This is a genomic window from Enterococcus sp. DIV0755f, assembly GCF_051713725.1.
GTDB classification, from domain to species: Bacteria; Bacillota; Bacilli; order Lactobacillales; family Enterococcaceae; genus Enterococcus_D; species Enterococcus_D casseliflavus.
In genome coordinates this window covers 162,702-175,228 of the sequence record NZ_JBIOQL010000001.1, presented here as the reverse complement: position 1 = coordinate 175,228, position 12,527 = coordinate 162,702, and the positions used below count along the sequence as shown (strand labels likewise).

Here is a 12,527-nt window from a genome sequence, read left to right as displayed (position 1 = left end):
AATAAAAATCCATTATTGTGATGAAGCAAATGCATCGAATTCAACAGATCGTAGGAAACTAGAAAAAACAATGGCGCTTATCCAGTCATTAATAATTAAGAGAATCTATAGAAAATCGAGGTGCCCCATGCTAGAAATCAAACTGATCGATCAAAAACATCAAGCTGATATCCGCTTAAAAAACGAACCCTTCTCCTTATGGGGGAAAATGCTGCCGTCTTATAATGAGGGCAGCTGGCAGTACACGATCTGTAAATTTGCATCCGAAGACATTCAGACGATGCGTTTCCCAGATGAAAATTATTGCTATGATGAAATGAGCCGAAACAGTCTGTTTATCGGTGCTTATGATGATGGAAAATGCATCGGCTTAGCGATCGTTCAAGACGCTTTTTTCAAGTATCTGTACCTCTATGACTTAAAGGTCAACACAGACTACCGTAAGCAAGGAATCGGTCAACTACTGATCCACCAGGCACTGAAAGCGGCCCTTGCCAGAGGTTATCGCGGCATCTACACGCAAGCACAGGACAACAATCCTTCTGCCTGTCTGTTCTACTTGCGAGCAGGCTTTCGTATCGGAGGTCTGGATACGGAAGTGTACAAAGGAACCAATCAGGAAGGCAAAAGTGACATTTTGTTTTATTTGGATGCAGCGGAAACGGCAGGCAAAAATTAGCTAAAAAAAGAAAAAAATTCCTCCTGCCAGATGGTACACTTAAGGCAACAATGTTTTAGAAGGTGAGGAAGAAGAATGTACGTAGGATTTGATATTGGCGGAACAAGTATTAAATATGGTGTTTTAGATGAAAGCGGAGTGATCCTTGAAAAATCAGCGATCCCTACTAGCTATGAACCAGCCCAGTTTTATCAGGATCTACTCACGATCATCGAAGATGCCCAGAACCGCCACACGATTGATGGCATTGGGATCAGCGCCCCGGGGATCGTTCAAAAAGACGGCTTTATGTTAACTGCGGGCGCCATCAAATCGTTATATGGCGAAAATTTCAAAGCAGTCTTGGAAGCGCGTACAGGGTTGCCTGTGGCAGTGGAAAATGATGCCAATGCAGCAGCGATCGCTGAAAAATGGATCGGCAATGCGCAAGAGGCTGCCAACTATTTGTGTCTTGTCCTAGGCACTGGTGTAGGCGGTGGGATCGTGATCAATAATCAAGTTTACCGAGGTGCTCATGGCATGGCGGGTGAATTTGGCTGGATGGTGATCGATCAGCTGCCAGAAGAAGGCAATATCGAGGAAAGTTCCATCAATAAAAAAACTGCCGTCGTAGGCGGCTTGATTCGCCTCTACAATTTAGCGGGGGCAGCAGTTCCTGGCTTTGAACCCACCCAAGACGCCAAAGAGATTTTTGACCGCGCACAGCAAGGCGAAGCGTTGGCGCTGAAGCTGACGGACCAATTTCTGACGGATCTGTCTGTAGGGCTGATCAATTTGATCAGCTGCTTTGACCCAGAATTGGTATTGATCGGCGGCGGCATCAGTGCCAATCCTTATTTCTGGGAACGACTGCAGGCTCGCTTGACGATCACGGAAACACGGCATGAAGCGATCAATTATTTGCGCGGACAAACCATCGCACCTGTGCGTCCAGCGAAGCTGAAAAACGACGCCGGCTTGATCGGCGCAGTCTATCAGATCCATCAACAGCTGCACCGTTAAAAGTTCGGATATGCTATACTGGTGTAAATTGATTATCTAGGACAGCGAGGAACCAGCATGGCGCTTTTTGAACAATTAAACTTGAACAAGCTCTCTGCGGTAGAACAAGAAATCTACCGTTTTATCGTCAATCACTTAGAAAAGATCCCGTATATGCGTGTGCGCGACATTGCCGATGATGCTCATGTCTCTTCGACTTCGGTCTTTCGTTTTATTCAAAAAGTCGGCTTTCAGTCGTTTCCAGAATTTCGCTTCTATATCAAAAATCATTTAGAAAAAACCCATTTTGATGCGCACCCTGAACACTTAGGTTTAGAAGCGCGCATCAAAGGCTTGAATATGCAGATCTTCCACCCTGATGCGGAATACCAAATACGAAAACTCGCCGAAGCGATGCGGGATGCCGATTTGATCTTATTTATGGGCATGGGAGCATCTGGTGCGATCGCGCAATACGTTGCCCGCAAACTAGCCAGCCTCGGTTACTTTAGCATCAGCATTGATGAACTGACCTACCCAATCAAAAGCTTTTTACGAAAAGATCAAAAGAATGTTTTGGTTTTTTTGAGTGTCTCTGGTGAAACCAAAGAACTGATCGAAGTCATTACCGGTTTAGACAATCAGGCGATCGTGCAGAAGTACTGCATTACCCCAAATCGGGAAAGTACGTTGGCACGCCTGTGCGATTATTCGATCGAGTATGCGATCAAAGAGGAACGCAAAGACATCTTTCTTGATTTGACTAGTCAATTGCCTTCAGTAGCGATTTTAGAAACGCTGATCGGCTATTTGCAAGATTATCGTACCCATTCTTGATGGTTCAGTTTATTGAACCATCTTTTTTTGTAACACTGTGTTCCAGCTGCGGAATTTTTTTCATTTCTTGAGAGATATGTACGGAATCCGTATCCGCTTACTTTTAGTCGTTTTCATTCGCTATAATGATGGCATCAATTAATGAAAGGTGTTATTATTATGCAAAAATTCAATGACCTGTTAGACCGCTCGTTGGTACCAATCGCAACAAAGTTGAACAATCAACGCCACGTAGCAGCGATTCGAGATGCGTTCATGCTGATTTTCCCACTGACCATCGCTTCTTCTCTCGTTATTTTGGTCAACAATATTTTATTTTCCAATGAGAGTTTCATCGTGCAATTATTTCAACTGAATCGACTTTTCCCAAATCTGGAAAGTGCTCAGCAAGTCCTAGCTTCCGTGGCGAACGGGACCATCAACATTATGAGTTTATTTATTGCGTTTCTTGTTGCTCAGCTTTTAGCCAAGCATTTCCAAGCAGATGCTACGCTAGTTGGTTTGACAAGTGTCGCTGCCTTTATGATCTTGTACCCGACCTCCTTTGCAGTAGATGATGTCAATGTGATCTCTACACAATATTTAGGCGCCCAAGGGTTGTTTGTAGCTATGATCGTGGCTTGTTTGGTCGGTGAATTCTTGCCGAAGCTTTTCAAAGTCAAACGACTGCAGATCAAAATGCCTGAAATGGTACCGCCAGCAGTTTCTCGTTCCTTTTCTGGCATGATTCCGATCGTGATCATCGTGGCAGTCACTGCTTTGATCAATTTCTTAGTTTTGATGATCGCACCAGAAGGCATCAATGAACTGATTTATAATGGGATCCAAAGTCCATTGCGGGATCTGGGGGGCAATGTCGTCGGTGTCTTGATCTTGGCGTTCTTGCAAACTACGTTGTTTGCGATCGGGATCCATGGACCAAATACTTTGAATGCGGTTCGTTCAGCGATTTTTACCGAACAGGACCTAGCTAACCTAGACTTTATCAACCAAGGCGGCTCCTTGTGGGACGTTCCTTACAAAGAAACTTGGGGCGTTTTAAATGATATGTTCGCAAATATGGGCGGAACTGGTATGACATTGGGCTTGATCATTGCGATCTTCATCGCTTCAAAACGTCCAGAACAACGTGAGATCGCTAAGATGTCTTTAGTTCCAGGAATTTTCCAAATCAATGAGCCGATGATCTTCGGTCTACCGATCGTCTTGAACCCAATCATGATCATTCCGTTTATTTTGACGCCAATGGTCAATATTTTGGTGGGTTATTTTGTCACTGTTGTCTGGCCGATCATGCCGACCCCAGCGATTGGGGTACCATGGACGACCCCAGGAATCATTAATCTCTTTTTAGGAACTGGAGGAAATGCGATCGCTGCAGTTGTCGGTGTCGTTTGTCTTGCGATTTCGGTCTTGATCTATTTGCCATTCGTGATCGCCTCTAACCGTTCCCAAAAAGTGGAATTATAAGCAAACGAATGAGTCGAGGAGGAATGAAATTTATGTCCGCAAAAATGCCAAAAGATTTTTTATGGGGCGGCGCGATCGCTGCCCATCAAGCGGAAGGCGCTTGGAATGTTGCTGGCCGTGGAATGAGTACCGCTGATGTTATGACGGCCGGTGGCAACGGTATTCCCCGTAAAATCACCAAAGGCGTCATTGAAGGAGAGTATTACCCGAACCATGAAGCCATTGACTTTTATCACCGGTACAAAGAAGATATCCAGTTATTCAAAGAGCTGGGCTTGAAATGTCTACGGACATCGATTTCTTGGAGTCGGATCTATCCAACTGGAACAGAAGAAGAACCAAATGAAGCCGGTCTCCAATACTACGATGATCTTTTCGACGAATTGCAGGCAAACGGCATCGAACCCGTGATCACTTTGTCCCACTTTGAAATGCCTTATGCCCTCTATGAAGAATTTGGTGGGTTTGCTAACAAAGAAGTGATTCCCCTCTTTGTCAAATTCGCTAAGACCGTTTTTCAACGGTATCGTGACAAAGTAACGTATTGGATGACCTTCAATGAGATCAATAATCAAGCAGATGGGCAAGAGCCGCTGCACGTTTGGACCAATTCTGCCATGATCATCGAGGATGACAGTCAAAAAGAAGCACTCGTCTTTCAAGCGGGCGTCAATGAGTTGATTGCCAGTGCGGCAGCCGTGATCGAAGGCAAAAAAATCAATCCAGAGTTTCAGATTGGTTGTATGATGGCCTATGTTCCGGTCTACCCCTACTCTTGTGCGCCAGCTGATTTGATGGCATCCGTCAAAGCCAATGAACGGCGCTATTTTTACAGCGATGTCCATGTACGAGGCAAGATCCCAACCTATGTGCAAAAATATTGGGCGAAAAAAGGCATCACGATTGAGATCACGCCCGAGGAACAAGCGCTATTAAAAGCGGGAACCGTTGATTATATTGGGTTCAGCTATTACATGTCAGGAACGATCTCAACCCTTGATGAAGTGGCTGGCACACCAACTGAGGATATCCCAGGAGCAAAAATCGTGAGGAATCCTTATATCAGTGCTTCTGATTGGGGCTGGCCTATTGACCCAGTCGGGTTGCGTTATGTGTTAAATACCATCTATCAACGCTATGACTTGCCGCTATTTATCGTGGAAAATGGCTTTGGTGCTTACGATCAACTAACCGATGAGCAGCAAGTCCATGATGACTACCGCATCACTTACCTGAAAGAGCACATCGAACAGATGGAAAAAGCGGTAGTTGAAGATGGTGTACCGTTATTAGGCTATACGCCTTGGGGGATCATTGATATCGTCAGCTTCGGCAGCGGCGAAATGGAGAAACGCTATGGCATGATCTATGTCGACAAAGATAATACCGGGAAAGGAACCTTGAATCGTTTGAAAAAAGATTCCTTTGCGTGGTACCAGCAAGTGATCGCCTCCAATGGTGAAACGCTCTAATTACTGCTTCCATGACTAACGCACAAAAACCGCCCCCTCGTTGCGCCATACTCCTTTTCACATTAGGAGCCCGGCAACGAGGGGCGGTTTTCTTATTAAAGAGGGGCGCCATTGCGAGGATGGCTTTTCTTATCATCACTAAACACTACCTCAATGCTGTGGTACACTATAGCTATTCATTTACTTTCACTTTAAGGAGGAGCTGCATGAAGCCGATATTTCGTTCGATCCAATCTCAAGATGATGCGCCCTTAGCCGCTATCATTCGCAAAAGCTTGACCGACCACCAGTTGGCGGTTCCAGGGACTGCCTATTTTGATCCCGAGTTAGACCACTTAAGTGAATTTTATGCAGCAGATCCTGCTAGCCGCCATTATTTTGTCGTCACTAATGAATCGGGTACCCTTTTAGGCGGCGGTGGTCTTGCCGCTTATGATTCAGAAGGGAAAATCGCCGAGCTGCAAAAATTTTATCTCAGTGATGCTGCCAAAGGGCAGCGCCTCAGCTATCCCTTGCTGGCGAAGATCGAGGCCAAAGCTGTTGAACTAGGTTATCGGCAACTCTATTTAGAATCCCATCATTCTCTAGAAGCAGCCTTGCATGTCTATCAAAAAGCCGGCTATCGCGCATTGTGCCAGCCACTATTGGCAGCACAGCATACCACGATGGATCGCTTTTATGTGAAAACATTAGAGCCGCAGCAACCAAATCAATGCAACAGCACCCACGGTTTGGACGGCGCCAGCGGAAAGACCATAGAATAAAAAGCGCGGGCCTTCTTTTAAAAACTTGCGGAAATCCAAGCGCAAACCAATGGCTGCCAACGCCGTCGTTTCAAACCACGTACTGATAAAATGAGCGCCCTCATTCAACCAGCTAGGCAGCGGCAAGAAGCTGTTCAAGATACAGATGGTCAAGAAGCCCAACACATACCAAGGGATCGGCAGCCGCAGCTTGCCTTTGGCTTTGGTTTTGGTGGGGGTCTTTGTCGTCATTCGTTCAAAAACAATGACGACGACTGCCAACATGATGATGCGCGCGATTTTAAAGAGCATCGCGTATTTGACGGTGTCGGCATCAATCAAACTAGCCCCCGCCACGACTTGTCCGACGGATTGCAGCGTGCCACCAAGTAAGGCGCTTTTTTGCAACAGATCATCGCCGTATAAGGCCAATCCTAAAAACGGCAGCGTCAGCATCATCACTGTTCCTAAAAGATTGACCAAGGTGATGATCTGCCCTTTTTCTTCATCATCGGCATCAATGGCTGGTGCGATCGCCGCAATCGCAGAGGACCCGCAGACAGCGTTGCCGCCTGCCATCATCAGGCTCATCTTTTGATTAAAGCCCATTTTTTTCCCTATCAAATAAGCAGCGGTAATGACCAAACTCATCATCAGCAATATAAAGAGAAAGCCCCGAAGGCCCATTTCACTGATGGTCTGGAAAGTGACGGTAAAGCCCAGCAAAACCACCGAATATTCCAAGAGCCGACTTTCCGCAACCTTCGTTCCGACTTGGTAGCGTTCTTGCTTGAACAGTGTATTTCCTAAAATGATTCCTAATAAAATAGCAAGGGTTGCTCCCCCTAATTTTGGCACAGCCAAAGCCATGATTCGGGCGATGACGGCTACCGAAAAGGATAGGAACAAACCGGGAAGTATCAAAGCTGTTTGTCGTTGCTTCATTGCTTTCATCCTTTCATATAACATCCATTATACACAGATTGACCGATCAGTAGGATTTATTGGTATAATAGTTATGATTGAATTTTCTAATGGAAGGGATTGCAATGTTAAAATTACTGGAGACCTTCAAGATGGTCTATGAAACGAAAAATTTTTCGAAAGCTGCCGAATTGCTGTTTATTTCGCAGCCCACGGTTTCTGCTCAGATCAAGCAGTTGGAACAAGACCTGGATACACCGCTTTTTTTACGCAATGGTCGCAAAAACGTGATCGCCACGCCCCAAGCAGAGTACCTTTACGAAAAGGCACTGAATTTATTGGATGAGTGGTCGACGATCGCCAGCGAGATCCATACCAACACGCAGCATCAAAGCCACTGTGCCCTAGGCATCTCTCATACCTATGCGATGGCCTTGATGCCTGACTTGATGATTGCTTTATACAACGCCTTTCCCACGGTGCGTTTTCGGGTATCGATGATGAACTCCGCTGAAGTCTTAACAGCGCTTGAGCAACATCAACTAGATTTAGGGATCATTGAAAAACCCTTATCTGCACCAAGTATTTTGCGTTTCCCGATTTTGAAAGATCAGCTCGTCTTAGCTGGTGATCCCCAAGTCGGTCCTTGGCTCGTCCGAGAAGCGAGTTCTGGTGTCTACTATTACACTAAGCGCTATCTAGAGGAACAAAATATTCAAGGACCGATCATTGAGATCGCCAGCAATGAATTGATCGTCGCTTTACTGAAACAAGGCTTCGGCTGTTCGATCCTTTCCAAGCGAGCCGCCCACGGCATTGGCTATCAACTGCTGGATAAAAATTTTGAGCGGCAATTTTACCTCATCCAGCGCAAAGCCGTCACAGAACCAGCCATCGAGGGTTTGCGGACCTTCATTCAGGAGTGGTCGCAAGAGGATTCCTTGCAAGCAGAAAGCAACTAAATTCACTTGTTTTTAAGGGAGGAAACCACCGCCTCGTGGGATTTCTTAACCTTTTCTTACGATTACGCTTCCTCGCTGCCGATCTGGCCCGTTTGATTGTTTCTTAAGAAATTTGTGCTAAAATGAAGAGTACTGGCTATGGGCTCTAATGTTCCCCTTTTCGGTGGATCTTAGACCGCCCTTTGACTACTTTTGCAGTTCGTGAGCAAACCAGTAAGAAAGGATCTTGAAATGAACGAACAAATCAAGAACAAACTAGCGCTGCTTCCTGACCAACCCGGTTGTTATTTAATGAAAGATAAAAATAACAAAATCATCTATGTTGGGAAAGCCAAAATTTTAAAAAATCGTGTCCGTTCGTACTTTACCGGCAGTCACGATACGAAAACCGAACGGCTCGTTCAAGAAATCAATGATTTTGAGTACGTCGTTACCGAATCAAATACGGAAGCCTTATTGCTGGAAATCAATTTGATTCAAAAAAACAAACCGAAATACAATATCATGCTAAAGGACGACAAGTCGTATCCTTTTATTAAAGTGACCAAAGAGCGCTATCCGCGTCTGATCATCACTCGTAAAGTTTTAAAAGACGGGGCTTTATATTTTGGCCCTTATCCTGATGCACGAGCAGCCAACGAAACCAAACGGGTGCTGGATCGCCTCTTTCCATTGCGAAAATGCGGTCCTTCTCAAAAGCGGCCTTGTCTTTATTATCATTTGGGTCAATGCGTCTGTCCTTATGTCAACAATGTAGATCCCAAGGATTATCAGAAGATCGTTGATCAAGTCAAACACTTTTTCCACGGCGGTCACGTCGATATTTTGAAAGACCTGAAAGAGAAGATGGGCGAAGCCATTGAAACGTTAGAGTTTGAACGAGCGGCTGAGCTGCGGGATCAGATCCAAGCAATCGATACCGTCATGACGCGACAAAAAATGACTCTGACAGATCTGATGGACCGTGATGTCTTTGGCTACAGTGTCGACAAAGGCTGGATGTGTGTCCAAGTCTTTTTTATCCGTCAAGGAAAGCTGATCGAACGAGAAGTCTCTTTGTTTCCTTTCTACAATGAAGCGGATGAGGATTTCTTGACCTTCGTCGGCCAGTTTTACCAAAAGAATGAGCACTTCATTCCCAAAGAAGTCTTTGTTCCGCAAAATGTCGATGCTGCCCCATTAGAAGCGCTGCTGGAAACCAAAGTCCTGCAGCCCCAACGAGGCGACAAAAAGAAATTGGTCGATTTGGCCAATAAAAATGCCCGCATTGCCTTGGCACAAAAATTTGCGTTGATCGAGCGTACTGAAGAACGGACGATCGGTGCAGTGGATCGTCTAGGCGAAGCCATGGGGATCGCGACACCTTATCGGATCGAAGCCTTCGATAACTCCCACATCATGGGGACCGACCCAGTGTCTGCAATGGTGGTTTTTGTCGACGGGAAGCCGTTTAAAGATGATTATCGGAAATATAAGATTCGTACTGCACAAGGCGGCGACGATTATGGCTCTATGCAAGAAGTCATCTACCGCCGATACTCTCGTGTCCTAAAAGAAAACCTGCCTTTTCCTGATCTGATCATCATCGATGGTGGGAAAGCCCAAGTCGGTGCCGCCCAAGAAGTGCTGTATAACCAGCTAGGTTTAGATATTCCCGTTGCCGGTTTAGTGAAGAACAACAAACACAAAACCAGCGAGTTGATTTTCGGGGAATTTTTAGATCCGATCCAGCTGGAACGCAATTCTGTGGAATTCTTTTTGCTGCAACGGATCCAAGATGAGGTCCATCGTTTTGCGATCACCTTCCATCGCCAACTGCGCAGTAAAAACAGCTTTTCTTCCAAACTGGATGAAATTCCTGGCTTAGGACCAAAACGCAAGCAACAGCTGATGAAAACCTTCAAGTCGTTAAAAAACATCCAAGCAGCTTCCGTGGAAGAGATCCAGCAAGCTGGCATCCCCAAAGCCGTTGCGGAAACTATCTTAGCCAAACTAGGTGATCAAAACCAACCCACTTCTTAAGTCAAAACAAAAACGCTCCATAGCCAACAGTAGCTATGAAGCGTTTTTTCGTTGAAGAAGCATTTTGTAAGCCGTTACTTTTTGCGGTGCTGTAACAGGTCAGGCTTCATGTCTAACATGGAATAGCCACGAACATCATACCGATTGCGGCTGCAGGAATAGTCCACTGGACGTCCCGATTCTAAATAGATGATCTGTTCTAATTCCAATACTGGGTCATCTGCTTGGCACGCTAAATAGGTTTGATCGTATTCATCGCTTTTGGCAGCCTGAAAGGTCCGATAAGCACCAGCAAATTTGTAGCCTAAATCTTGCAGTAGATAGTCATAGACGGATTCTTCCAAGATTTCTTTCGTCAAACCGCTGACCAGATCCAACGGCATATAGGAATGCTCGAGTATGTATGGATTGCCTTCTAAGATCCGCAAACGGATCACATGATAGATTGGTTGTTCGGCAGTGATCTGAAGCATCTCTTGAATTCTTGTTGTAGGAAAACAGACTTCAAAGGTGATGACTTGGCTAGTCAATGTCCGTTTTTCTTGTTTCATCTGATAGCTCAGGCCTTTGTATTCTGTCACCGATGAGGTATCTTTGCCCCAAAAGGAATGATTCAAAACTTTGGTCCCTAAGCCGCGCTTTGTCAGCAGCAAGCCTTCCATAATCAGGATATTCACCGCATTTTTAATCGTCATTCGGCTGACGCCAAACTCTTCCACTAACTCTGTTTGATAAGGTAAAAGACTGTCTTTCGGATAAGTTCCGTCCTTGATTCTTTTACGCAGAACATCTGCGATCTCCATATATTTGGGCATTTTGCCACCTCCAAAACGTGTGTTGTATTGTATTGATTGAAAAACGATAAAAGAACCGGCCAAACGAAAAGAGTGTCATCACACCACTGCACCTTCCAATGAAGCAGTGTGATAAGGGGTATTGCACTCTGATCGCGGCCGGATAAGGTCTATTACGTTTGGCGCTTGTTTCTAATCGACTCGATCAGACATTACGCATTTTTTAAACGGCGTGTTTCTTGAATTTGCGCCATTTTCACGAACGGCAAGTAGATAACGATTGACAAGATCAAGTTAACAGCTGCCAAGATTCCGCCAGCAATACTTTGTGTCGACAAAATACCGCCGATGATTGGTGGCGTCGTCCATGGTGCGATGACGGTACTTGCAGGAACTAAGCCAGTTGCGGTTGCAAAATAAGCAGTCGTTACTAAAACAAGTGGGGTCAACACATATGGGATGAACAAGATTGGGTTCAAGACAACTGGTAACCCAAACATCACTGGTTCATTGATCATGAACACACCTGGTGCAACAGATAGTTTTGCGACAGTCATATACGCTTTATGATGACGAGCAACTAAAAAGATCGCAATCAAAAGACCTAGTGTCGCACCTGTTCCGCCGATGTTCACGAAAGAATCAAAGAATGGTTTGTTCACGATATAAGGCAAATCTGTTCCTGCTTCTAATGCTCGTGCGTTTGCTTCGATCGCTGGCACATTGATTGTTTGCATGAACGGGTCGATGATGTTGGCACCATGTAAACCAAAGAACCATAAGAATGCAGAGATAAAACCTAATAGCAAAGCAGCTGGATAAGAGTTTGCCAAGCCCATGAATGGTTGTTGCACCAATTCATAGAAGGACAATACGATACTTGTCACACCAAATGCTTGGAAAATTGCTGTAAACAAAGCAAAGATCGATACGGTGATCATTGCTGGGAATAATGCAGCAAATGAACGTGAGACTGCTGGTGGTACTCCATCAGGCATGTTGATGACTAAGCGTGGGTTGCCAGCTAGACGACGGAAGATCTCAGTAGAAATGATCGATACGATTAATGCTAAAAATAATCCTTGAGAACCAAGTCCGGCAGCTGTTAACAAACCATCTGGGCCTGTCGCCATAGCACCTAATGCGAAGAAACTTGCAACTGAGATCGCCCCAGCACCTAATGCGTCTTGATTGTAGCTTTTAGCTAAATTATACGCTACTGTGAAAGCGATTAACAGACCAAGTATTGAAAAAGTACCTGCTGACAAGTTGTTCCCAAAGGCTTGCCATGTTCCTTCACCAAAAATGCCATTCATAAAATCAATATAGGCAGGGATCGGTAAGTTGTTGATCAATACCCCAAAAGAGCCTAAGATCATCAACGGCATCGTTACGATAAATCCGTCACGAATGGCCACTAGATGTCTTTGAGAGCCTATTTTAGAAGCGATCGGAATAAAGTGCTTCTCCATAAATCCAATAAATTTATCCATTGTTTTTTCTCCTTTCAAACCCTAAACAAAATAATGAAACCGATTTCTACTAAAGAATACCACGAGAACGTTTCCATGTCTAGTCTTTTCTTTATCAAAACTGTGCTTTTATTTAACCCAGCTTATCATTTGCAAAAACAGGTGGTTTTT

At 45.0% G+C, this 12,527-nt stretch carries 11 protein-coding genes; 8 read left to right on the top strand and 3 right to left on the bottom strand.

The window, feature by feature from the left end; translation table 11 throughout:
- Nucleotides 1-127 precede the first annotated feature (127 nt).
- From IGI73_RS00810 to IGI73_RS00785, 6 genes are all read left to right on the top strand, one after another.
- The gene (locus tag IGI73_RS00810; RefSeq protein ID WP_428206979.1) at nucleotides 128-679 is read left to right on the top strand and encodes a GNAT family N-acetyltransferase; all 552 of its coding nucleotides are present in this window, start codon (nucleotides 128-130) and stop codon (nucleotides 677-679) included.
- Between the two features lie 75 nt (nucleotides 680-754).
- A complete protein-coding gene (locus tag IGI73_RS00805) occupies nucleotides 755-1,681 on the top strand; it encodes an ROK family protein (protein ID WP_074535622.1) in 927 nt (308 codons plus the stop codon).
- A 57-nt stretch (nucleotides 1,682-1,738) separates the two neighbouring features.
- Entirely contained in the window at nucleotides 1,739-2,497 is a 759-nt protein-coding gene (locus IGI73_RS00800) for a MurR/RpiR family transcriptional regulator (RefSeq protein WP_428206981.1), read from the top strand.
- Nucleotides 2,498-2,656: 159 nt separating this feature from the next.
- Nucleotides 2,657-3,967: a PTS sugar transporter subunit IIC gene (locus IGI73_RS00795; RefSeq protein WP_008376519.1), complete on the top strand. Its 1,311-nt coding sequence runs from the start codon at nucleotides 2,657-2,659 to the stop codon at nucleotides 3,965-3,967.
- Between the two features lie 32 nt (nucleotides 3,968-3,999).
- Nucleotides 4,000-5,439, top strand: coding sequence for a 6-phospho-beta-glucosidase (locus tag IGI73_RS00790; RefSeq protein WP_140965211.1), 1,440 nt, complete (start codon nucleotides 4,000-4,002; stop codon nucleotides 5,437-5,439).
- Nucleotides 5,440-5,645: 206 nt separating this feature from the next.
- The gene (locus tag IGI73_RS00785) at nucleotides 5,646-6,203 is read left to right on the top strand and encodes a GNAT family N-acetyltransferase (RefSeq protein ID WP_428206983.1); all 558 of its coding nucleotides are present in this window, start codon (nucleotides 5,646-5,648) and stop codon (nucleotides 6,201-6,203) included.
- Here IGI73_RS00785 and IGI73_RS00780 read toward each other — a convergent pair.
- Nucleotides 6,129-7,151, bottom strand: a complete 1,023-nt coding sequence (locus tag IGI73_RS00780) for a YeiH family protein (protein WP_428206985.1) — start codon at nucleotides 7,149-7,151, stop codon at nucleotides 6,129-6,131. The two genes, IGI73_RS00785 and IGI73_RS00780, sit on opposite strands and share 75 nt — an antisense overlap.
- Nucleotides 7,152-7,216: 65 nt before the next feature.
- On the opposite strand from IGI73_RS00780, the gene IGI73_RS00775 reads away from it, so the two are divergent.
- Together IGI73_RS00775 and uvrC are read left to right on the top strand one after the other, a co-directional pair.
- Nucleotides 7,217-8,068: a LysR substrate-binding domain-containing protein gene (locus IGI73_RS00775; RefSeq protein WP_428206986.1), complete on the top strand. Its 852-nt coding sequence runs from the start codon at nucleotides 7,217-7,219 to the stop codon at nucleotides 8,066-8,068.
- A gap of 231 nt (nucleotides 8,069-8,299) precedes the next feature.
- The gene (gene uvrC / locus IGI73_RS00770; RefSeq protein ID WP_005226686.1) at nucleotides 8,300-10,090 is read left to right on the top strand and encodes an excinuclease ABC subunit UvrC; all 1,791 of its coding nucleotides are present in this window, start codon (nucleotides 8,300-8,302) and stop codon (nucleotides 10,088-10,090) included.
- A 74-nt stretch (nucleotides 10,091-10,164) separates the two neighbouring features.
- Here uvrC and IGI73_RS00765 read toward each other — a convergent pair whose 3' ends face one another.
- Both IGI73_RS00765 and IGI73_RS00760 read right to left on the bottom strand, forming a co-directional pair.
- Nucleotides 10,165-10,905, bottom strand: coding sequence for a GntR family transcriptional regulator (locus IGI73_RS00765; RefSeq protein ID WP_008376546.1), 741 nt, complete (start codon nucleotides 10,903-10,905; stop codon nucleotides 10,165-10,167).
- A gap of 191 nt (nucleotides 10,906-11,096) precedes the next feature.
- Entirely contained in the window at nucleotides 11,097-12,377 is a 1,281-nt protein-coding gene (locus tag IGI73_RS00760) for a PTS sugar transporter subunit IIC (protein ID WP_005232725.1), read from the bottom strand.
- Nucleotides 12,378-12,527 lie beyond the last annotated feature (150 nt).